A 21,200-nucleotide genomic window follows, 5' to 3' on the forward strand; every position below is an offset into this window, starting at 1 on the left:
GTCACCCTCACGCAGTTGCGCTTCTCTTCGCTTGCTGTGACCAGCTCACGGTGGGACTTGCACCCACAAGAATGCGCCCATGCTGGGCGCACAACAAAAAAGGCGCTGCCATTCTGAAATGGCAGCGCCTCCGATTCATGAATTGAGACAGGTTATTCGGCAGCAGCGACCTTGGCGCTCTCGCCGCGCTTTGGGAGCTTCCAGTTCGGACGCGGGAAATGGCAGGTATAGCCATTCGGATAGCGCTCCAGATAGTCCTGATGCTCCGGTTCAGCCTGCCAGAAATCACCGACCGGCTCCACTTCCGTCACCACCTTGCCCGGCCACAAGCCCGATGCGTTGACATCGGCGATCGTGTCTTCGGCGACACGCTTCTGTTCGTCGTTTTCGTAGTAGATGGCTGAGCGATAGCTCATGCCGATATCGTTGCCCTGGCGGTTCTTCGTCGACGGATCATGGATCTGGAAGAAGAATTCCAGGATATCGCGGTAGCTGGTCTTGGCCGGATCGAAGATGATCTCGATCGCTTCGGCATGGGTGCCGTGATTGCGGTAGGTCGCGTTCGGCACGTCGCCGCCGCTATAGCCGACACGAGTGGAGATTACCCCCGGCAGACGCCGGATGAGATCCTGCATGCCCCAGAAGCAACCGCCTGCCAGGACGGCCCGTTCGGTAGTCGTCGCCATGCTTTCCTCCTTCGGTTTGGATTTGCACCTAAAATGGCGATGCGGCCGAGAAATTCAATGATGCGTTGCCGCACATGGCCAACGGATCGATCATTCGGCTACGGCTTGCAATTATCATACTAATTCCAGATCACCCCTCGACAGGACGCCGGGCGGCGGGCTATCGAAAAGGCCGAAAATCCATCCGGAGGAACGACATAACCATGCCCCAACCGACCTCGATCATCCTGGACTGGGGCACGAGTTCGCTGCGTGCCATGCTTGTCTCGGAAGCCGGCGAGACCCTTGATATCCGTGAAAGTTCCGAAGGCGGAATTCAGTTCGTCAAGGACGGTGCCTTCGAAGCGGCTCTCATGCGCACCGTCGGTGAATGGTTTTCCGCCCATGGACCTCTCCCGGTCCTTGCGACCGGCATGATCACCAGCCGCAACGGCTGGATCGAAGTGCCATATGTCGATACGCCGGCCGGCATCGCAGAACTCGCGGCCGGAACTCGCAAGAAGGTGCTCGAAAACGGCGCCGTCATTACCTTCCTGCCAGGCATGCGCAACCCGGCCGCACAGCCTTTCCCGGATGTCATGCGCGGTGAAGAAACCCAGATTGTCGGGTTCGGCCTGGAGAAGGACAGGACGCTGGTCCTGCCAGGCACCCATAGCAAATGGGCGCGCATCGCGTCCGGCCGGATCGCCAGCTTTCAGACCTATGCAACGGGCGAGATCTTTGCGCTTCTCACGAAACATTCGTTCATCGCCAAGGCCCTTGAGCCGCAGCCCGGCAGCGACACCAATTGGAGCGCCTTCGACAAAGGCGCCGAATTTGCCGCAAGTGCCGCGGCCGGTGCCGACGCATTCCTCTCGGTAATCTTCAGCGCCCGCACCGGCATACTCGACGGAAAGCTGAAGCCGGAGGATATTCTCGACTACGTTTCCGGCCTCGTCATCGGCTCCGAGTTCCGCCAGGCCCGGGCCACCGGATGGTTTCGAACCGGCGATACAATCGGCATCGTTGGCAACAATATCCTGAACAACCGTTATGGCCGTGTCGCACCGCTCTTTGATCTGACTGTCGAGCCCGGCCCGGAAAACGCGGCCAAACGCGGCATTCTCTTGATTGCTGCCGAAGCGGCAAAGCACCAAAGCATTTAAGGAGTTTCGACATGAAATTTGAAGAAGCACTCAAGGCCTGCAACCTCGTCGCCATCCTGCGCGGCATCACGCCTGCGGAAGTCGAGGCGGTGGGCGAAACGTTGATCGCCGCAGGCTGGCGTATCATCGAAGTGCCGCTCAACTCGCCGGAACCGTTGAAAAGCATAGAGAAACTGGTGAAACGTTTCGGAGATCAGGCAATCATCGGCGCAGGCACGGTGCTGACGCCTTCCCAGGTCGCCGATGTGGCCGCTACCGGATCCAGGGTCATTATCTCGCCGAATGCCAATCCAGAAGTCATCAGGGCGACGCGCGCAGCGGACATGGTGAGCCTGCCGGGTGTTGCCACTCCGACCGAAGCCTTCGCAGCGATCGAGGCGGGTGCAACGGGTGTCAAAGCCTTTCCCGCCGAAGCGATACCACCCTTTGTCATCAAGGCCTGGAAGGCTGTCCTCCCCAAGGAAATTCCTGTCCTTGCCGTCGGGGGCGTGACGCGTGAAAACATGACGGCTTACAGCCAGGCCGGTGCGGCTGGCTTCGGCATCGGCTCCTCTCTTTACAAGCCCGGAATGGATCTCGCGACCATCGGCGAAAGAGCGAGGAAGTTTGTCGAAGCCATGCGCGCAGCGTGAGCGTCGCGCCGTCGTAAAACAGCGATCTGCGGGAACTATCATCCCCATCGAGAGTTCACGGAACGTGACGAGCTATCGACGGGGGCGCTCTTGCCAGAGATTCAGAACAATGTGGAGCACCAGCGAAAGGTCTATGAACGCTGGGCTCCGGTTTACGATCGCGTCTATCGCGGGCTCCTGCGCGACAGCCATCGGACGGTTGCGAAACTGGCAGCCGAAGCGGGGCGCGATATTCTGGAAGTCGGCGTCGGCACCGGCCTCATGTTGCCCTACTACCCCAAGCAGTGTCGGGTGACAGGCGTTGATCTTTCCGAACACATGATTGCCAAAGCCCGAGAGAAAGTCGCTCACGATCGGCTGGAGCATGTGATCGCACTGCATGTGATGGATGCCCATCGGCTCGACTTCGCCGATCGCTCCTTCGACGCCGTCTGCCTCCCCTTCGTCGTCACCCTTATTCCAGATCCCGAGCGGGCGATGGATGAGTGCGCTCGCGTGTTGAGGCCAGGCGGTGAGATCATCATTGCCAGCAAGCTGGGCGATGGGCGCGGCATCCAGGGCGCAATAGAGGAGGCCGTAGCGCCGCTCGTTCACAAGGTCGGCTGGAGTTCGGCTTTCCGGATTTCGCGGATCTCCGAATGGGCCGAACGGCGAGGCAATTTCGAGGTCGCGGATATCCGCCGCACCTTTCCGAACGGTTTCTTCAAGGTCATGCGGCTGAAGCACCGCGTGAACGACTGACTGAACGAAGATTTCTACCTAGCCTTCAAGACCGAAACGGCGGTCTCGCTGTTGTGGACATAATCGTTGGCATCCGGCTGGCGCTGCATGAGGAGAATGAAAAGAAGGTCCGTCAGCATCAGCTGGGCATCGCGGGCCGTGATGGACGACGAACGCACTCTCTCCTCGTCGGCGACGGTGTAAAGCCGGATATTGGCGACCTGCGTTAGCGGCCCGCCGTTAAGGCCGGTGACCGCAATGACGGTGGCGCCCCGCTCGCGCGCCAGTTCGGCAATCCTCAGTGTCTCAATGCTCGCACCGGAATAAGAAAGCGCGAAAAGGACGTCAGCGGTGTTCAGCGTGGAGGCATTCGCCATCTGCACGTGGCTGTCGCTGTCATGCAACACGTTGCGGCCGAGCTTCATCAGCTTATAGGAGAAGTCGCGGGCAACCAGCGACGAGGCTCCAACGCCAGCCATGTGAATACGGCGCGCGTCGTTTAAAGCCGTCAAAGCCCTCTCGATCTCCTGCTCACCATTGACCGCGAGCGTCTGCTGCATGGCGAGCATCTTGCTGCTGATCAGCTTCTGCAGGATCGTGAGATAGCCGTCTCCAACCTCGATCGAACCGTGAATCATGCCGGGAGGTGCATGCCACTCTTGGGCCTTCGCCTTGCTGACGGCAAGTTTCAGCTCCTGATAGCCCGCAAAACCAAGTTTCTGGCTGAATTTGACGACGCTGGATTGGCTGCGGCCCGTTTCCGCTGCCAGCGCCGCCGATGACAGCTTCAGCATCTGGTCCGGGTTATCCAGAATGAATTGTCCGATCTGGCGATCCGCTGGCGCCATATCCTCGAGCTGTGCGTTGATCTTTCGTAGGACTGACATTGGCCTTTCCGTCGCGTCTCTGTGCCCGCATATCACACTACCAGAGAAAAGTCGGAATAAAAAATTCCAGAGCGTTGACTCGGAGGACAGGGCGTTTACTTTTATTGGAGGGAAGAGTCCCTAGCACTCCTTCGGCAGTTTCATCATGGACAGATTGCGAATTATCGGCGGCCATAAGCTTCAGGGCGCCGTCACCATTGCCGGTGCCAAGAATGCCGCACTTCCCCAGATCGCAGCAGCACTGTTGAGCCACCACCCGGTCGAGCTCACCAATCTGCCTCAGGTCAGCGACGTGGAGAATATGCTGGGCGTCATCGGTTTGCATGGCGCCGAGGTGACGCGATCGTCTCATTCCACAGTGATCGATGCCAAGTCCATCGTCTCGAAAGAAACCTCCTACGATACCGTTCGCAGGATGCGGGCTACTGTTCTCGTGCTGGCGCCGCTCCTTGCCCGCTTCGGCCATGCGCGCGTGTCACTGCCCGGTGGCTGCGCCATCGGCGCTCGCCCCGTCGATATGCATATCAAGGTTCTGGCCGCACTCGGCGCCGAGATCCGCATCGAAGGTGGGCTTATCGTCGCCTCCGCTCCCAATGGCCTCAAAGGCGGGCGCGTCGTTTTGCCTTCACCGTCCGTCGGCGCGACCGAGACGGCGATGATGGCCGCAACATCGGCAAAGGGCGAGACGGAGATCCTCAATGCCGCTCGCGAGCCCGAGGTTGCCGATCTTGCCGCCTGCCTCGGCGCGATGGGCGCACGCATCGAAGGGGCAGGCACCCATCGGGTGCTCATCGAAGGGCCGACGACTTGGCTGCCGGCGAAACATCACGGCATTCCAGATCGCATCGAGGCGGGAACTTATGCGGTGGCAGCAGCCATTACCGGCGGTTCGCTGGAACTGATCAATGCAAGGCTGGAAAACATGGCTTCGGTCGTTCAGGTACTGGAGGCCATGGGCGTCAGTGTCTGGCCGAGCGACCGTGGCCTTGTCGTGTCGCGCGACGGACCGCTGGAAGCCGCTGACATCACCACGGAGCCCTATCCCGGTTTCCCGACCGACCTGCAGGCCCAATTCATGGCGCTTGCCGCCTGCGCCGACGGCGCGTCCCTGATCCGCGAAACGGTTTTTGAAAGCCGGTTCATGCACGTTCCGGAACTGATGCGGCTCGGAGCCAATATTTCGCTTCAGGGCACCACGGCACTGGTACGGGGCGGCGCCCCCTTAAAGGGCGCCCAAGTAATGGCGACCGATCTTCGCGCATCGGTTTCGCTCGTCTTGGCAGGACTTGTGTCGGCGGGCGAAACCATCGTCAACCGGGTCTACCATCTCGATCGCGGTTATGAGCAGCTCGACCGGAAACTGCGCCTTTGCGGCGCGGATATCGAACGGTTCAGCGAATGACGGCATCTGGCGAACACTATTTCCTGGGCGTCGACGGCGGCGGCACGGGTTGCCGGGCGCGCATCGAGGACGGATCCGGCGCGGTGCTGGGACAGGGGCTTTCAGGCCCCGCCACCACCCGCCTCGGCATCGAGGAGGCGTGGGCCTCCATATCGCGCGCCTTCAATGCTGCGTTCGACGAGGCCGGACTTGGTCCGGATGAAGTCGCCCGCACCCATGTCGGCATCGGCCTTGCCGGCATAGGCCGCAAGGGCGCGCTGGAGGCCCTGAAGGCAATCCCGCATCCGTTTGCAAGCCTGGAATTTACCAGCGACGGCATGGGCGCCTGCCTCGGCGCACATTCCGGCCGCGACGGCGCAATCGTCATTGCCGGCACCGGCTCGATCGGGTTGGGTGTCGTGGAGGGAAGGAACCTTCGCGTCGGCGGCTACGGCTTTCCCATCTCCGATGAGGGCAGCGGTGCCGACCTCGGGCTGAAGGCGATCCAGCTCGCATTGCGCGCCCATGACGGGCGGCTTGAGAAAACTGCCCTGCTCGGGGAAGTCATGCAGCGCTTCAAGGGCGACCCCATGGAGGCGGTCGCCTGGATGGATCGTGCAACCGCCACCGACTATGCCGCACTGGCGCCAATGGTCATGCGCCATGCCGATCAGGGCGATTCAGCCGGCCGCCGAATAGTCCAGGCGGCGGCAGAGCAGATCGACACGCTGGTCCGCACCCTTTTCGAACTCGGCGCGCCGCGCGTCACGCTGCTTGGTGGCCTGTCGAGCCCGCTTGAGGCGTGGCTTGCCCCGGACGTCCGCCGTCGGCTGAAGCCGGCAGATGGCGATGCCGTGTCGGGCGCAATCATTCTCTCGCGCAGGGCCGCCCACAGCGGTTGAACAAGGGCCGGCGGGAGAGGCAGATTGGGATCAAATTAGGAATATTATATTCCATTTTTGATTGACAGAGAGAATGAACAATCCTACTCCTTAACCAAGGTTAACGGTGGACAGAGACAAGTCATCCGCCGATGTCGAAGGCAGCAACATGACGGACGCTGAGCTGATATCCGAGTTGGAAGGGCTGGTCTCGGAAGACCGCAATCCCCGCTCCATGGAGATCGATCTGTTCCCGACCGTGGAGGTTCTCCGGTCCATCAACGAGGAGGACAAGGGTGTTCCCTCGGCTGTCGAAAAGGTCATCCCGCAAATCGCCGAGGCGGTGGACGACATCGTCAGGGCTTTCCGAAAGGGCGCCCGCCTTGTCTATATCGGCGCCGGCACCAGCGGCCGATTGGGCGTACTTGACGCATCCGAATGCCCGCCGACCTTCAGCGTGCCGGATGGCATGGTGGTGGGACTGATAGCCGGCGGTACCGAGGCGCTGATGCATGCGATCGAGGGGGCCGAGGATGATCCGGACCAAGGCCGCCAGGCTCTCGCGGATATCGGGCTGACGGCAGATGATGTGGTCGTCGGCATCGCCGTCAGCGGCCGCACGCCTTATGTGATCGGCGCGCTGACCTATGCGAAGACGCTTGGAGCCAGGACCGTCGCCCTATCCTGCAATCCCAATTCGGCAATTGCGGCCATTGCCGATATCGCCATTTCGCCGGTCGTCGGCCCTGAAATCCTGACCGGCTCGACGAGGCTGAAATCAGGCACGGCGCAAAAACTGATCCTCAACATGCTGACCACCGCCAGCATGATCCGGATCGGCAAGACCTATCAGAACCTTATGGTCGATCTGCACGCCAGCAACCAGAAGCTCGTGGCGCGCGCCGCCCGCATCGTCATGCAGGCGACGGGCTGTTCGCCGGACGAGGCAAGAGAGGTGCTCGACCTGACGGAGAACGACGTGAAGCTCGCAATCCTCATCCAGCTCACGGGAATGGATGTCGGTAGCGCACGGGCGGCGCTTGAGGGTGCCGGAGGCTTCCTTCGCAAGGCTATAAGTGGAAAGACAGCGTGAAGCTGCGGAAGAACGGTTTTGCCGCTTGCTACGGTCGGGCCGGCAAGGCAAACCAAATCTCAGAGGGAGAATGAAATGGGAAGACATTTTTCAATGCGGTTGATATCCGGTCTCGCAATCGCTGCAACGCTCGGTGTCGCCTCGCCCGCGTCGTCCGCGACGCTCCGGATGGCATGGTCCCAGGACGCGACCGGCCTCGATCCCCACAAACAGACCGCCTTTTCGTCGATCCGGCTGCTCGAACTGATCTACGAACCGCTTGTGCGCCTGGACAAGGACCTGAAGATCGTTCCGGCAATCGCGTCCTCCTGGGAATTCTCCGACGGCGGCAAGCAACTGACATTCAAGCTCAATCCGAACGCCAAGTTCCAGGACGGCAAGCCCGTCACACCGGCGGATGTGAAGGCTTCCTTCGAGCGCGTCCTGGACGAAAAGACCGCCGCCGCGGCGCGGGCCAATTTCCGTTCCATCGCGTCGATCGAAACCCCGGACCAGACGACCGTCGTCTTTAAATTGTCGCAACCCGACGTGCCTCTTTTGACGGCGATGGCAAGCATCAACGCTGCGATCGTTCCGGCAAGCGAGATCGCCGCTGGATCGGTCGGTACGAAGGCGCTCGGTTCCGGGCCATTCAAATTGGAGAAATGGGATCCTAACTCGAAGGAGGTGCTGAGCGCCAACAAGGATTGGGCGGGCGGCAGGGTCGGCGTCGACGTGATCGACATCAGCGTGCTTCCCGACGAAACGGCGATCCTCGCATCGCTGCGGACGAAGCAGATCGACTTCGCGCTCCTGAACGACCCGCTGGTGGCAACGCTGGTTCCGAAGGAAACCAACCTGACGCTCAACCGCACGCCGGTGCTGGCCTACCACGTTCTGCAATTGAACGCCTCACGCAAGCCGATGAACGAACTCGGCGTTCGTCAGGCCATCTCCTGCGCGATAGACCGGCAGGACGTCCTCGATACCGCTTCGGTCGGCGAAGGCAAGGTGACGGGTCCGCTCACCATGCCCGGCTATACCAGCGATGCCAGCCAGCTCTTCTGCTATAAGCGCGATGTGGAAAAGGCCAAGAAACTGATGGCCGACGCCGGCTATCCTGACGGCTTTTCCGCAACCGTGATCGCCGCCAACGGCGAACCGGCCACAGCTGCCTCCGAAGCGCAGGTGATCCAGTCGCAACTCGCCGAAATCGGCGTCAAGCTCGACATCAAGATGATGGAGCTGAACGTCTATGTCGATGCCTGGCTCAAGGGCGACTTCGACATGGCCGTTGCACTGAATGGCGGGCGCGCCGATCCTTACTCCATGTACAACAGGTATTGGACGAAAGCGGGCAACCTGCAGAAGGTCGCGAACTACATCGACGACACCCTGGACGGTCAGATGCAGAAGGGGCGCGAAGAAACCGACCCCGCCAAACGCAAGGCGATTTTTGCCGATTTCGAAAAACATCTGGTCGAAATGTCGCCGTGGGTCTGGCTCTATACGTCTTACAGCTACACCGCCCAGCAGAAGAACGTTCAAGGGTTTATTCCGACGCCGGAGGGTTCCCTGTTCGGCCTGAGCAAGGTCACGGTTCAGCAATGACGCTGAACTGAACGGACGGAGGCTGGCTAGCTCATGAGTTACCTGACGCGACGGCTATCGACCTTCCCGCTCGTTATGCTCGGGGTTTCCGTTCTCGTCTTCGTGGCGATCCGCATGGTGCCGGGTGATGCGATCACCGCAATGCTCGGCACCGAAGCGGGCCTTCTGACGCCGGCCCAGAGAGAGGCGCTGGCAAACTATTTCGGTATCGACCAGCCGATTGCCGTGCAGTACTGGCACTGGCTGCTCGGCGTTTTCCGCGGCGATCTCGGCATCTCGGTTACCTATGGAAAGCCGGTGCTCGGCGTCATTCTGGAACGTTTTCCGCTCACCCTGCAACTCGCCCTAATGTCGATGTGCGTGGCACTTCTCGTCGGCTTGCCGGCCGGCGTTTTTGCAGCCACGCGCAACGAACGGATGTCCGATCTCGGGGTGCGTATCTTTGCGATGATCGGGCAGTCAACGCCCAATTTCGTCGTCGGATTGCTGATCATCTACACCTTGTCGGCCGGCTTCGGCATTCTGCCGACCATGGGCGAATTCACGCCGCTGCTGGCCGATCCCTTGCGTAATCTCGGACAGATGATCCTGCCGGCGCTGACGCTCGGCTTTGCCTTTGCGGCCTCCGTCACCCGTATCTCGCGCTCTGCCATGCTGGACGTGCTCTCCGACGACTATGTCCGCACCGCCCGCAGCAAGGGTGTTCCGAAACGCAGCGTCATCTGGCGGCATGCGCTGCCGAACGCCTTGATCCCGGTCGTCACGCTGAGCGGTGTCGAATTCGGTTACCTGCTCGGCGGCGCCGTGCTGGTGGAGCAGATCTACGCCCTCCCCGGCCTCGGCCGGCTGGTGCTCGATGCGATCCTGCAGCGCGACTATGCGCTGGTGCAGGGTTGCGTGCTCTTCATTGCCTTCAACTTCATGGTGGTCAACCTGATCGTCGATCTCGTTTATGTCGCGCTCGACCCACGCATCCGTCTTGGAGAAGGCGGCTGATGTTGCGTGCAATCTTTTCCCATCCGAGCGGCAGGATCGGCGGCACGATCGTCGTGATCTATGTCGTCGTCGCGTTGCTCGGCATGTTAGACATCACCCCGCACAATCCGCTGCAGCAGTACCGCATCGACCGGCTGCATGCCCCGAATACGATCTACTGGATGGGCACCGATCTGTTCGGGCGCGATGTCGCGAGCCGCCTGATGAAGGGGGTGGGCCAATCCTTCTTCGTCGGGTTCTGTTCGGTGACGCTCGCGACGTTCGCCGGCACGGTTCTTGGTTTGACTGCCGCCTGGTTCGGCAAGGCCTGGGACGGCCTCGTCATGCGGATCATGGATGTGCTGCTCGCCTTCCCGGCTATCCTGCTTGCGCTGCTCATTATCGCGATTGCCGGTCCGGGCACCTGGACAAGCATTGCGGCAATCGCGATCGTCTATACGCCAATTTTTACTCGCGTGGTCCGCGGCCCGGCGCTTTCCATCAAGGGCCGAGAATTCGTGGACGCCGCCCGTACCTTCGGCAGCAGCCGCAGCTATATCCTGACCCGCCACCTGCTGCTTAATCTCATCGCGCCGCTGACGGTGCAGGTCACCCTGGCGCTCGCATGGTCGCTGCTGACGGAAGCGGGCCTGTCCTTTCTCGGCCTCGGAACCCAGCCGCCCGCCTCGTCGCTCGGCCTCATGCTTGCTGACAGCCGCAATCTGATGGAAACTGCGCCATGGCTGCTGATCTTCCCAGCGCTGGCGATCATGATCAGCATCCTGGGCTTCAACCTGCTCGGCGATGCGTTGCGCGACATTCTCGATCCCAGGACACGCAGGTCCGCCGCATGACACCCCTTCTTTCCGTCTCGAACTTACGCGTCGGCTTTGGCCGGAACCCTCTGGAAAACGAGGTCGTGCGGGGCGTGAGCTTCGACCTTCAGGCCGGAGAGACCCTGGCGGTCGTGGGCGAAAGCGGATCCGGAAAGTCGGTCACTGCGCTCTCCATCAATCGCCTGGTCGATTTCGGCGGCGGCAAGATCATCAGCGGCGCCGTCAATCTTACCCGAACCGACGACAGCGTCCTCGACCTCGCCGAGGCGGCCGAACCCGTACTCGAGAAAATCCGAGGGTCGGAAATCGGCATGATTTTTCAGGAGCCGATGACCTCGCTCAATCCGGTGCTCACGATCGGCCGCCAAATCGAGGAATCCTTCCGGCTCCATCGCGGCCTGACCGGCAGGCAGGCAACTGCAGCGGCAAAAGACGCGCTCGACCGCGTGCGCATTCCCGATGCCGCACGGCGGCTCAAATATACGCCGAACCAGCTCTCCGGCGGCATGCTTCAGCGGGTGATGATCGCGACGGCGCTTGCCTGCAATCCGCGTCTGCTGATCGCCGATGAGCCGACCACCGCACTCGACGTGACCGTTCAGGCGCAGATCATGGCGCTGCTTGGAGAGTTGAAACGCGAAACCGGGACGGCGATGATCTTCATCACCCACGATATCGGGCTCGTTGCAGGTATCGCGGACAAGGTTATGGTGATGCAGGCCGGAGAAGCGGTCGAACAGGGTGTGCTGGGCGATGTCCTCGACCGGCCGCAGCATCCTTATACCCGGCACCTGCTCAGCGCGGTGCCGCATTTTGAATCCGGCAGGGCTGCACGCTCGGATTATGTTCGAGGCCAGATCGAAGAAGCAAAGCCCGCCCTCAAGGTCGATGGCTTGACTGTACGTTTCAAGGTGGCCGGCAGCGTGTTCCGGCGCTCTCCCGGCGCCGTCCACGCCGTGGAAAATGTCGATTTCGATCTGATGCCCCGCGAAACGCTGGCGATCGTCGGCGAAAGCGGTTCGGGCAAGTCCACCACGGCACGCGCCATCCTCGGCCTCGTCCGCCCGACCCACGGCGGCTTCTCGACACATTCCGGCAGGATTGCCGACGCGACCGATCCGAGCGTGCAGATGGTATTCCAGAACCCCTACGCCTCGCTCAATCCCCGGCTTCGCATCGACAGCATCCTCGCCGAACCGGTCATCGCCGCCGGTGAACGGGTAACCGGGGAGACACGCGCCCGGATGGCCGCGTTGCTGAAGCGCGTCGGCCTGCCGGAAAACTGTCTTGAACGCTATCCGCACCAGTTCTCGGGCGGCCAGCGGCAGCGCCTCTGCATTGCGCGCGCACTCATGCTCAATCCATCGATCGTCGTTCTTGACGAGGCGGTCTCCGCGCTCGATGTTTCCGTGCAGGCAAAGGTACTGGAACTGCTCGTGGATTTGCAGCGGGAATACGGGCTAGCCTATCTCTTCGTGTCGCACGACATGGCGGTGGTCGAGCGGATCGCCCATCGCATTGCGGTGCTCTATGCCGGGGAGATCGTCGAGATCGGTGATGCCGCTTCCGTGCTTTCCAATCCGCAGCACTCCTATACAAAGCGACTCATCTCCGCTGTGCCGAGCATCGATCGCCGCAACCAGCATTTCGAACTCGACACACGGCAGGTGCCGTCGCTTGTCCGGCCGCCTGGTTTCGAGCCACCGGCGACGCAATGGCGGAGCTTCGGGCCGGATCACCGGGCACGGGCGGAAGCTTGAGGTGGAACAATGGACGACCAAATAGGCGCCGATGCCGAACTGCGGGACACCTTCGATCGTGCCTTCGTGCCGCTCGAAAATGCCGTTGCGGATGGTCGCATTCCGGGTGGCGTACTCGGCATCGTCGACCTAAAGCGTGGCCGGGCGACACGTGCCATAGGTTCGGCGCAGATCGTTCCTGCAGCCCGCCCCATGGATCCCGAAACCTGGTTCGATCTGGCATCCCTGACCAAGGTCATATTCACCACGCCCCGCATTCTTGAGCTTGCCGAGCAAGGCATGATCAATCTCGACGCGCCGCTGGCCACGGCCCTTCCGGACCTGCGCCAGTACAATGTCGACGCCTGGGAGCGGAAGGTGACGTTCCGTCAATGCCTAGGGCACCAGACACCCTTCCCGGCGGTGGAACCGATCTATACCTATGGCAGCGATCCGGAGCTCTTGCGCGCCTTCGTCCTGCAGCGCGAATGGCGCCACGGCCCGCCCGTCTATTCCGACGTCAACTTCATTCTGCTTGGCTTTGCACTGGAGCGGCTGACCGGCAAACGCATCCGCGATCTCGACCCAGGTCAGGGTTTTGCGTTTTCTGCCAAGCCCGACATATCGGCGGCGACGGAAAACTGCACCTGGCGGCAGCGTGTACTCTCCGGCGAAGTGCATGACGAAAATTGCGCCGCTCTCCAGGGCTCCGCCCACGCGGGCCTGTTCGGCACGGTCAATTCCGTTCTCGATTTCGCCGAGGGTTTGCTTGATGGCACCGGCGCCTCGAAGCACTCGATCGCGTTGATGCGGACGCCGCTCTCGGACAAGCGGACCCACGGCTGGGAACATCCCTATCAAAACTGGTCGGGCGGCCACGCTTGCAGCCCCGGCACTATCGGGCATACGGGGTTCACCGGTACCGGGCTCTGGATCGATTTCCACCGGGGCCGCGCCTGGACATTGCTTACCAATCGCGTCCATCCGACCCGCCACGCCGACAGCGGCATCGTTCAGCTGCGGCAGACGGTGGGCGACCTTATCAACCAACCCTGAGGATCTCGATCATGGAGCCTATCTGGGCCGTCGGCCTGATGACCGGAACCGTTCTGGACGGCAATATCGACGTGGCGCTCCTAAAGACGGACGGCGAAACGATCGACACCTTCGGTGCCTACACGCTCGCCCCCTACCCTCCGGAAATCCGCGCTCTGCTCGAAGATACCCTCCGTCAGGCGCGCGCCTGGAACTTCGAGGGGCCGGAGCCGGCAATTTTCCGCGAGGCGGAGGAAGCCCTGACGCGAGCCCAGTCGAAAGCCGTGAAAGACCTCGTCGAGAGCGAAGGCCTCGGCATGGCGGATATTGGCATCATCGGCTTTCACGGACAGACGGTGCTGCATCGCGCGCCGACCAGCACGCGGCTGGGCGATACACGTCAGCTCGGCGATGGAGAGCTCATGGCTTCCATGCTCGGCACCCGGGTCGCTTACGACTTCCGCTCTGCCGACGTCCGCGCCGGCGGCCAGGGCGCGCCTCTTGCCGCCGCGTATCATGCCGCCTTGCTGCGCAGCGTAGACACGAGCGGGGATACGGCCGTACTCAATCTTGGCGGGGTCGCAAACGTCACATGGTGGGATGGCGGCGACACGGTCATCGCCTTCGACACCGGCCCGGCAAACGCCCCGCTCAACGATTTCATCAAGGGGCAGGGCTTGGGTGAAATGGATCGCGACGGTGCGCTGGGTGCATCCGGCAAGGTCGACGAAGAGCGGCTTGCCCGTCTCCTGCAACATCCCTACCTGACAGCCCCCTATCCGAAGTCTCTCGATCGGTTCGACTTTACCGCGGCCATGGCCGATGGCCTCGATCCGGCCGATGGCGCTGCAACCCTGTCCGCGTTTACGGCGTCCGCGGTGGGCAAGGCTCTCGATCTTTTGCCCCGCCGGCCGAAAAGGCTGATCGTGAGCGGCGGCGGCCGCCACAATCCGACGATCATGAGCATGATTGAGAACAGAGCTGGCGTCATTGCAGCATCCGCAGATCAGTTCGGCTGGCGTGGCGATGCGGTCGAGGCCGAATGCTTTGCATTTCTCGCCGTCCGCGTTTTGCGCGGCCTTCCGATCAGCTTTCCGACCACGACAGGCGCCCCCCGCCCCTTGCAGGGCGGCAGGCTGGCCGGGTAAGCCAAGCATAGAATACAATCCTGAGTCGGGAGCACTCGAACAACATGCAGAAAAGAGTGTCTTCGGCCCTTGCCGGCAATGCGGTGCTTCTCGGCGTCCTGCTCATGCTGCTCGGCGATTTCATGTTCTCGCTGAACGATGCCATGGGCAAATGGCTGGTTGCGAGTTTTTCCGTCGGCCAGGTTCTGGTCATCCGCTCGCTCGGCGCCTTCTTCGTCCTCGGCCCGATGATCGCCCGCCAGCCGATTTCAGCACTCTACAAGGTCGAGCGGCCGGCGCTGCAGATCATGCGCGTCCTTTTCGCCACCGGAGACCTCGCCCTTTTCTACGCAGCCGTCATCTACCTGCCGCTCGCCGACGTGATGACCTTTTATATGGCCGGTCCGATATACGTTGCTGCACTTTCTCATTTTCTGCTGGGAGAGCGGATCGGATGGCGGCGCTGGCTTGCGGTCCTGATCGGTTTTGCCGGCGTGGTGATCGCGCTGCGGCCTTCGTCCGAAATGCTGGCATGGCCATCCATCTTCGGGTTGATCGGTAGCTTCTCGTTCGCCCTGACGCTGGTGCTGAACCGCAGGCTGCGTGCCACCTCCGATGCTACACTGGTGACCTGGCAAACGCTGGCGGGCCTCATCGCCGGGATTTTTCTCAGCGTCGGCAACTGGAGCCCGTTCAACCTGGCCGAACTGCTGGCGCTGCTCCTGCTGGGCATCGTGGCCTGCATCGCGCACCTGCTCATCACCCGCTCGCTGAAGCTTGCCCCGGCGTCCGTCCTTGCGCCGCTGCAATATACGCTCCTGCTATGGGCGGTCATTCTCGGCTGGGTCTTCTTCGGCGACCTGCCGGACACCCAGACCTGGATAGGTGCCGGCATCATCGTTTTTGCGGGCCTGTTCATCTTTCACCGCGGCAACGTCAAACAGGACACCGAAGCGGTCGTTCCGACGGATTCTAGCCATGGCTAGGTTTTACAGATAACCGCATCTCGACATCATCGAACACCGGCCCGGCGCGCCAGCACGGCTTCCACGGCCGACAAACCGTCATAAATCAGGACGGCCAAAGCTCCGACGATCAGGCCCCCCTGCAATATGAACGCCAGGTTATTGGACTGCAGTCCGGCGATGATGACCTCGCCGAGTGTTTTTGCCGCGACCGTCGAGCCGATCGTCGCGGTCGACAGGCTGATGACGACCGAGAGGCGGATGCCGCCGACAATCACCGGCAAGGACAGCGGCAATTCGATCTGCAGCAGCCGCTGGAAACCCGTCATGCCGGAGCCGCGTGCCGCCTCCATTACCGACCGGGGCAGATTGGTGAGCGCCGTAAGCGTGTTCTCGAAAATCGGCAGGAGACCATACAGAAAAAGTGCGATCAGGGTCGGCTTTTCCCCGAAACCCACCGCCGGCACGGCCAGCGCCAGCACCGCAACCGGCGGAAACGTCTGACCGATATTCACGAGGCTTCGGGACAAAGGCAGAAACTCGCTTCCGAAAGGCCGGGTAACAAGGATCGCCAAAAGCACGGCGATGATCGTGGCAATCAGCGTGGCGAAAAATACGATCTCCAGGTGCAAGAGCGTCAGGTTGAGCAGGCTGCCCTGGTTGTAAATGGCCGGCGCATTCGGCTGCACCAGAGACTTGAACAATGGCTCGAAGCTTTCCGGGAAGAGCAGAAAGGCGATCAGCAGGAGAAGCAGCATTGCCCGCAATGCGGTCGGCAGCCAAGCCTTCATAGCGGCCTCGCTGCCCGCTTGAGAAGCGCGTCCAGGGTCACCCGTCCCATCGGCATGCCGGTGACAGAAACCACCGGCAACGCCGTTCTTCCGCTCCAGAGAAGGTCGGCCAGCGCCTCCTGCTGTGTCCTGTCTTCCCGAATTGGCTCGCCAGCCGCCTCACCCGGCTCTACGGCCATTCCGGCCCTTGATATCGAAAGCAGACGGAATGGCCGCTCCGTCTCGCCGATCAGGGTTTCCACGAAAGATGTCGCCGGTGTCTGCACAAGCTCGGCCGGCGGTCCGTATTGAACGACCTTTCCCTGATCCATCACGGCGATCTTGTCGGCGAGGTGGAAGGCCTCGTTCATGTCATGGGTCACGAGCACGATAGTCGTGCCAAAATGCTTCTGGATCGCCAGCAGATCCTCCTGCGCCTTGGCGCGGATGATCGGATCGAGGGCGCCGAATGGTTCGTCCATCAGGAGCACATTGGGTTCTGCCGCCAAGGCCCGCGCCACTCCCACCCGCTGCTGTTGGCCGCCGGAAAGTTCATGCGGGTAACGCGGCCCATAGATTTCCGGTTCAAGCTGAAAGAGGGTGAGCAGTTCCGCGACCTTCAGATCGATCCGCCGCCTTTCCCAACCCAGCAGAATTGGCACAGTCGCAATGTTCTGCGCTACGGTGCGATGGGGAAACAGCCCATGCCCCTGGATGGCGTAGCCGATCCGCCTGCGAAGTTCGTAACCGGCGATGGACCGGTTGTCTTCGCCATCCAGCCTGATCGCTCCCGAACTCGGCTCCACCAGCCGATTGATCATGCGCAGCAGCGTCGTTTTTCCCGAACCGGACGTACCGACGACGACCGTGATCGTGCGCGGTTCGATCACCATGGAAACGTCGTCGACAACGGCAACGCCGTCATATTGTTTGGTGATGGCGTCGATTTCGATCATGCCGACCTCGCTCCGTTTACGGCCCGCGAATTGAGCTCGATAAGTGCATCCAGTATTACGGCGGCTGCAAAGGAGAGCGCCACGGTCGGCACGGCACCGAGCAACACGAGATCCATCGCCGTCTGACCGATGCCCTGAAAGACGAAAACGCCAAAACCCCCGCCGCCGATCAAGGCCGCGATCGTTGCAAGACCGATATTCTGGACGAGCACGATGCGGATCCCGGTGAGAATCACCGGCAGCGCAAGCGGAAACTCGATCTTGAAGAGCCGTTGCCGGTTCGTCATCCCAATCCCGCGCGCCGCATCGACCGCGTCTTTCGGAACGCCTGAAAGTCCGATGACCGTGTTGGCGACAACCGGTAACAACGAATAGAGGAAGAGCGCAACGAATGCGGGCGCTGCCCCGATGCCCCGGATGCCGAGCGCCGCAGCACCCGGAACCGTCGCGGCGACCCATCCAAGCGGCGCGATGAGAATGCCGAAAAGCGCAATGGATGGGATTGTCTGTATGATATTCAACGCGTTCAGAACGCTTGACCGCAGCGGCTCGACCCGGTGACAGAGGATGCCCAGCGGCAGGCCGACCGCCACAGCCGCCAAAAGCGACCCGAGCGCCAGAGTCACATGTTTGCCTGCTTCGACCCAAAAGACATCGGCCCTGCCTGCGTATTCCTTCATGATCGAAAGCCCGTCCCAGCTTCCCGAAAACAGGAGACCTCCGACACCGGCACCTGCCAATATCAGAAACAGCACCCGCATCCATGGCGGCGGCTTCAGCCGCGTGATCGCATCGGCGGCCAGCAGCGCGAAGGCGAAAAGAAGGATCCAGAAACCTGAGGCGGGAGACACGCGAGCGTAGGTGTTGCCCGCTGGTGTGAGGAAGTGCCCTGTCAAACCCATGGCAAGCGCAAGCGCTAGAAGCATTGCGGCCGCCGCGACCAGTTTGACCCAGGCGGATGTCCGCAGCAGTGCCACGACCGCGGCGGCAAACAACAGCACCAACAGAACCCAGGCCGCCCAGGCCGGAAGCGCATCCAGGATCGGTTTCGCCTGCCCCTGCACGATGCGGTTCGGCTTCGACACGGCGAAGGAAGCCCCAAGCGTCCCATAAGCCGCAAGAAGAGCAATGACGATGCCGAGTTTGTCGAGCTGAATTCTCAAACCGCCCCCGCCCCTGATCCGATGAAAAAGCCGGACACTCGGGAAGCGTCCGGCTTATGTCCCATGAAAACCTGTGGACGAAACTATTTCAAGAAGCCGTTCTTCTTCAGGAAATCCTCGGCGACCGCCTTGGCCGGCTCGCCGCCCACCTGCACGCGACCATTGAGATCCTGCAGCGTGACGAGATCGAGCTTCTCGAAAACCGGCTTCAGCAGCGCTTCGATGTTCGGGTTTTTCTTCAACACCTCCTCGCGGATGATAGGTGCTGGCTGATAGACGGGCTGCACGCCCTTGTCGTCTTCGAGAACCACAAGTCCGGAGGGCGCAATACCGCCATCGGTTCCGTAGACCATTGCCGCGTTTGCGCCGCTCGTCTGATTGGCCGCCGCCGCAATCGTAGCGGCCGTGTCGCCACCGGATAGGGTAATGAGCTGGTCGGACTTCAGCTTGAAGCCGTAAGTCGTCTGGAACGAGGGCAGCGCCGCAGCCGAGTTCACGAATTCGGAAGAGGCCGCCAATACGATCTTGCCGCCACCGGCAACGTACTTGCCGAAATCGCTGAGCGTCTTCAGCTTGTTTGCGTCGGCCACGTCCTTGCGGACTGCAATGGCCCATGTGTTGTTTGCCGGCGACGGTGCAAGCCAGACGATCTTGTTGGCGTCGTAATCGAGCTTCTTGACCGTTTCATAAGCTTTTTTCGGGTCCTTCCAGGCAGGATCCTCGGCCTTTTCGAAGAAGAAGGCACCATTGCCGGTATATTCCGGATAGATGTCGATCTCGCCGGCGGCGATCGCCTTGCGGACGACCGGGGTCGCACCTAGCTGAATGCGATCGGTGGCCTCGATTTTGTTGGTTTTCAACACGGCGAGGATAATATTGCCGAGCACTCCGCCTTCGGTGTCGATCTTCGAGGAAACCACGACCTGGGAATGCGCCATAGTAGCCGAAACGCCCAGCGCGAACGCGATACCCAGCAACTGCTTTTTCAGGGACATGACTGAATTTCCTCCGAACAGCGGGGCATCCCCGCGAAAGTTAGAGCCGAAACAAGTGAGAGCTTCCCCTATGTAGGGTGAGCTTTGCACTCTACGAGTTCCGAATCCAGCCGGATCGCTAATTTTTCCGTCCTTCGCCGAAAAGCATAACGACAAAGGGCGCAGCACCATATCCAAGACGTGCAAAAACCCCGCCATTCCTGACGGGGCTCGACGAAGACCAACAGAGACTTATTGGTGAATGGTATAGGAGCCCATCGCGCAGAGGTCCTGAGTATCCTCAAGATCTTCGAAGCCGGAGTCTTCGGTGAACTCGAAGCGCATGTCATACTTGCAGACATCGCGGCCGTCGCCGATGGTCACTTTTATGCTCTCGCCTGGTCCGAGCACGTCCTCACCGAACACATCCTCTTCCCAATCTCCGACGCCAACCGGCGACGTATAGAAGCGCTCCAGTGTACCCTTCGTCTTGTTCGTCAGCGTGAAAATCAGATCCTCGGCGCTGGATGCACCAGCCGAAACGAAAATGGCCACGAAAGCTCCCGCGGCGGCGTAGATAAACTTAGTCAAATGAATATCCCCTCTACCCAGAATCGGGCAGAAATACTTCTATCATAGGTATTAAAACCCGCAATATCACTTGATATTAACTATTAATGTTAAACCCCCAAGTTCCTCCGTTGTTGAAGCTCCTGATTTTCTGCGGTTTGGCATTGCAGCTATGAATCTTGAGGACCGAGCCAAGCGGAGGCGCGGGTGAGAAGAAAGAAATACCCGCCACCATTGCCCTGTATTTCCATCACCCCCATCAGTCGATCGTCGTCGATCCCGCGAAGATGATCAACAATCGGCTGTCGATCATAAACCATTGCCGCACTTGTCTTGCCTCTGTAATGCAGAGACTTCAAAGACGCGACAGGGCCTCGCGCCCGCAGTGCTCGTTGCAGGTGGGTAAACCCGTTACGGGCCATCCGTGTGCGGCCGAAATGCGCAGCGAGTTGAAGAACGAGCCTCATAGGAAGCGCTCCGGGGTCGAGCGGCGCCAGTCTTCGATGACCACTCGCAAACAGCAACGGGTCGGCACGCAAGTCGGCGTTGAAACGCTTTCCATACCAGCCCAGATTGTCCAGAACTCCATCCAGCCGGTGCCCCGTCGGAAGCGATTGTCCGCGCCATAACCCGACAAGCGCCTCCGGCGACACGGGGTCGAGCTGGTCGAAAAAGGCAAAAGCGGCTTCTGACGACGCCTGAGGAAGTGCCAGGTCCCGATGCATGATCGGCGGTGGGATCAACCCGCGCCTCCGACCGCAGTAAGAACTTTCCCTGTTCCGCCGCATTCCGGGCACTGCCCTGCTGCTATCCTACCGGTGCCGGAGCATCGCCGACAGATGTTTTCCGCTGCGTTGGGCGTGCCTTCAGGCACAGCATCCGGGTTCGCCGGTGTGTTCGCTTTCGGGCGCTTGTTCTCCATCGAAATCTCTCCATCCCTGATCGCGGCCTATGCCGCCATGCGCTTCCAACCCTTCAGGCGGAGCGATGTTCCTGATGGAGGCGGAGAGGAAGGACTATAGCGGAGGATCGCCGCCAGCTAAGCGGCATAGAAAAGGCCCGTCTCTGCGTTAGA

Annotated in this window: 21 protein-coding genes; 13 read left to right on the forward strand and 8 right to left on the reverse strand. The window is 61.0% G+C overall.

Annotated elements, in window-relative coordinates:
- Positions 1-152 precede the first annotated feature (152 nt).
- Positions 153-686 carry a peptide-methionine (S)-S-oxide reductase MsrA gene (gene msrA / locus EDE05_RS04940; protein WP_112801216.1) on the reverse strand — a complete coding sequence of 178 codons (534 nt, stop codon included), beginning with the start codon at positions 684-686 and terminating at the stop codon, positions 153-155.
- 203 nt (positions 687-889) lie between these two features.
- Between msrA and EDE05_RS04945 the strand changes: the two genes are divergently transcribed.
- From EDE05_RS04945 to EDE05_RS04955, 3 genes are all read left to right on the forward strand, one after another.
- Positions 890-1,831: a 2-dehydro-3-deoxygalactonokinase gene (locus EDE05_RS04945; RefSeq protein ID WP_112801214.1), complete on the forward strand. Its 942-nt coding sequence runs from the start codon at positions 890-892 to the stop codon at positions 1,829-1,831.
- An 11-nt stretch (positions 1,832-1,842) separates the two neighbouring features.
- Entirely contained in the window at positions 1,843-2,463 is a 621-nt protein-coding gene (locus EDE05_RS04950; RefSeq protein WP_132408935.1) for a 2-dehydro-3-deoxy-6-phosphogalactonate aldolase, read from the forward strand.
- Positions 2,464-2,553: 90 nt separating this feature from the next.
- Entirely contained in the window at positions 2,554-3,204 is a 651-nt protein-coding gene (locus EDE05_RS04955) for a class I SAM-dependent methyltransferase (RefSeq protein ID WP_112801210.1), read from the forward strand.
- A 14-nt stretch (positions 3,205-3,218) separates the two neighbouring features.
- On the opposite strand, the gene EDE05_RS04960 is transcribed toward EDE05_RS04955, so the two are convergent.
- Entirely contained in the window at positions 3,219-4,070 is an 852-nt protein-coding gene (locus EDE05_RS04960) for a MurR/RpiR family transcriptional regulator (protein WP_112801208.1), read from the reverse strand.
- Between the two features lie 145 nt (positions 4,071-4,215).
- On the opposite strand from EDE05_RS04960, the gene murA reads away from it, so the two are divergent.
- The 10 genes from murA (at position 4,216) to EDE05_RS05010 (ending at position 15,713) form a co-directional block, all read left to right on the forward strand.
- Positions 4,216-5,472: a UDP-N-acetylglucosamine 1-carboxyvinyltransferase gene (gene murA, locus EDE05_RS04965; protein ID WP_105370176.1), complete on the forward strand. Its 1,257-nt coding sequence runs from the start codon at positions 4,216-4,218 to the stop codon at positions 5,470-5,472.
- Complete coding sequence (locus EDE05_RS04970; RefSeq protein WP_112801206.1) at positions 5,469-6,353, forward strand: N-acetylglucosamine kinase; 885 nt, start codon at positions 5,469-5,471, stop codon at positions 6,351-6,353. The genes murA and EDE05_RS04970 overlap by 4 nt, the downstream gene beginning before the upstream one ends.
- A 148-nt stretch (positions 6,354-6,501) precedes the next feature.
- Positions 6,502-7,425: an N-acetylmuramic acid 6-phosphate etherase gene (gene murQ / locus EDE05_RS04975; protein ID WP_112801311.1), complete on the forward strand. Its 924-nt coding sequence runs from the start codon at positions 6,502-6,504 to the stop codon at positions 7,423-7,425.
- A 75-nt stretch (positions 7,426-7,500) separates the two neighbouring features.
- The gene (locus tag EDE05_RS04980) at positions 7,501-9,015 is read left to right on the forward strand and encodes an ABC transporter substrate-binding protein (RefSeq protein WP_112801204.1); all 1,515 of its coding nucleotides are present in this window, start codon (positions 7,501-7,503) and stop codon (positions 9,013-9,015) included.
- Positions 9,016-9,048: 33 nt separating this feature from the next.
- Positions 9,049-10,011, forward strand: a complete 963-nt coding sequence (locus tag EDE05_RS04985) for an ABC transporter permease (protein WP_112801202.1) — start codon at positions 9,049-9,051, stop codon at positions 10,009-10,011.
- Positions 10,011-10,844, forward strand: a complete 834-nt coding sequence (locus EDE05_RS04990) for an ABC transporter permease (RefSeq protein ID WP_112801200.1) — start codon at positions 10,011-10,013, stop codon at positions 10,842-10,844. The genes EDE05_RS04985 and EDE05_RS04990 overlap by 1 nt, the downstream gene beginning before the upstream one ends.
- Positions 10,841-12,586: an ABC transporter ATP-binding protein gene (locus EDE05_RS04995; protein WP_112801198.1), complete on the forward strand. Its 1,746-nt coding sequence runs from the start codon at positions 10,841-10,843 to the stop codon at positions 12,584-12,586. Before EDE05_RS04990 ends, EDE05_RS04995 begins: the two co-directional genes overlap by 4 nt.
- 9 nt (positions 12,587-12,595) lie before the next feature.
- Positions 12,596-13,621, forward strand: coding sequence for a serine hydrolase (locus EDE05_RS05000; RefSeq protein WP_112801195.1), 1,026 nt, complete (start codon positions 12,596-12,598; stop codon positions 13,619-13,621).
- A gap of 11 nt (positions 13,622-13,632) precedes the next feature.
- Positions 13,633-14,748, forward strand: coding sequence for an anhydro-N-acetylmuramic acid kinase (locus EDE05_RS05005; protein ID WP_112801193.1), 1,116 nt, complete (start codon positions 13,633-13,635; stop codon positions 14,746-14,748).
- A gap of 44 nt (positions 14,749-14,792) precedes the next feature.
- Complete coding sequence (locus EDE05_RS05010) at positions 14,793-15,713, forward strand: DMT family transporter (RefSeq protein WP_132408937.1); 921 nt, start codon at positions 14,793-14,795, stop codon at positions 15,711-15,713.
- 26 nt (positions 15,714-15,739) lie between these two features.
- Here the strand turns inward: EDE05_RS05010 and EDE05_RS05015 are convergent, their stop codons facing one another.
- From EDE05_RS05015 to EDE05_RS05040, 6 genes are all read right to left on the reverse strand, one after another.
- Positions 15,740-16,483: an ABC transporter permease gene (locus EDE05_RS05015; protein WP_132408939.1), complete on the reverse strand. Its 744-nt coding sequence runs from the start codon at positions 16,481-16,483 to the stop codon at positions 15,740-15,742.
- Positions 16,480-17,418 carry an ABC transporter ATP-binding protein gene (locus EDE05_RS05020; RefSeq protein WP_112801187.1) on the reverse strand — a complete coding sequence of 313 codons (939 nt, stop codon included), beginning with the start codon at positions 17,416-17,418 and terminating at the stop codon, positions 16,480-16,482. Before EDE05_RS05020 ends, EDE05_RS05015 begins: the two co-directional genes overlap by 4 nt.
- Positions 17,415-18,581: an ABC transporter permease gene (locus tag EDE05_RS05025; RefSeq protein ID WP_112801185.1), complete on the reverse strand. Its 1,167-nt coding sequence runs from the start codon at positions 18,579-18,581 to the stop codon at positions 17,415-17,417. The genes EDE05_RS05020 and EDE05_RS05025 overlap by 4 nt, the downstream gene beginning before the upstream one ends.
- An 83-nt stretch (positions 18,582-18,664) precedes the next feature.
- The gene (locus EDE05_RS05030) at positions 18,665-19,576 is read right to left on the reverse strand and encodes an ABC transporter substrate-binding protein (protein WP_112801183.1); all 912 of its coding nucleotides are present in this window, start codon (positions 19,574-19,576) and stop codon (positions 18,665-18,667) included.
- Positions 19,577-19,807: 231 nt separating this feature from the next.
- Positions 19,808-20,146: a hypothetical protein gene (locus tag EDE05_RS05035; RefSeq protein ID WP_105370190.1), complete on the reverse strand. Its 339-nt coding sequence runs from the start codon at positions 20,144-20,146 to the stop codon at positions 19,808-19,810.
- 149 nt (positions 20,147-20,295) lie between these two features.
- Positions 20,296-20,868 (reverse strand): GXWXG domain-containing protein, encoded by a 573-nt coding sequence (locus EDE05_RS05040; protein ID WP_245422720.1) that lies wholly within the window; start codon positions 20,866-20,868, stop codon positions 20,296-20,298.
- Positions 20,869-21,200: the final 332 nt, after the last annotated feature.

Origin of the sequence: Neorhizobium sp. R1-B, assembly GCF_004368875.1 — a bacterium.
Lineage (GTDB): Bacteria > Pseudomonadota > Alphaproteobacteria > Rhizobiales > Rhizobiaceae > Neorhizobium > Neorhizobium huautlense.

Coding starts and splice junctions, on each gene's coding strand:
- msrA (WP_112801216.1), bottom strand. CDS start 686: ATGGCGACGACTACCGAACGGGCCGTCCTGGCAGGCGGTTGCTTCTGG.
- EDE05_RS04945 (WP_112801214.1), top strand. CDS start 890: ATGCCCCAACCGACCTCGATCATCCTGGACTGGGGCACGAGTTCGCTG.
- EDE05_RS04950 (WP_132408935.1), top strand. CDS start 1,843: ATGAAATTTGAAGAAGCACTCAAGGCCTGCAACCTCGTCGCCATCCTG.
- EDE05_RS04960 (WP_112801208.1), bottom strand. CDS start 4,070: ATGTCAGTCCTACGAAAGATCAACGCACAGCTCGAGGATATGGCGCCA.
- murA (WP_105370176.1), top strand. CDS start 4,216: ATGGACAGATTGCGAATTATCGGCGGCCATAAGCTTCAGGGCGCCGTC.
- EDE05_RS04970 (WP_112801206.1), top strand. CDS start 5,469: ATGACGGCATCTGGCGAACACTATTTCCTGGGCGTCGACGGCGGCGGC.
- murQ (WP_112801311.1), top strand. CDS start 6,502: ATGACGGACGCTGAGCTGATATCCGAGTTGGAAGGGCTGGTCTCGGAA.
- EDE05_RS04980 (WP_112801204.1), top strand. CDS start 7,501: ATGGGAAGACATTTTTCAATGCGGTTGATATCCGGTCTCGCAATCGCT.
- EDE05_RS04985 (WP_112801202.1), top strand. CDS start 9,049: ATGAGTTACCTGACGCGACGGCTATCGACCTTCCCGCTCGTTATGCTC.
- EDE05_RS04990 (WP_112801200.1), top strand. CDS start 10,011: ATGTTGCGTGCAATCTTTTCCCATCCGAGCGGCAGGATCGGCGGCACG.
- EDE05_RS04995 (WP_112801198.1), top strand. CDS start 10,841: ATGACACCCCTTCTTTCCGTCTCGAACTTACGCGTCGGCTTTGGCCGG.
- EDE05_RS05000 (WP_112801195.1), top strand. CDS start 12,596: ATGGACGACCAAATAGGCGCCGATGCCGAACTGCGGGACACCTTCGAT.
- EDE05_RS05005 (WP_112801193.1), top strand. CDS start 13,633: ATGGAGCCTATCTGGGCCGTCGGCCTGATGACCGGAACCGTTCTGGAC.
- EDE05_RS05010 (WP_132408937.1), top strand. CDS start 14,793: ATGCAGAAAAGAGTGTCTTCGGCCCTTGCCGGCAATGCGGTGCTTCTC.
- EDE05_RS05015 (WP_132408939.1), bottom strand. CDS start 16,483: ATGAAGGCTTGGCTGCCGACCGCATTGCGGGCAATGCTGCTTCTCCTG.
- EDE05_RS05020 (WP_112801187.1), bottom strand. CDS start 17,418: ATGATCGAAATCGACGCCATCACCAAACAATATGACGGCGTTGCCGTT.
- EDE05_RS05030 (WP_112801183.1), bottom strand. CDS start 19,576: ATGTCCCTGAAAAAGCAGTTGCTGGGTATCGCGTTCGCGCTGGGCGTT.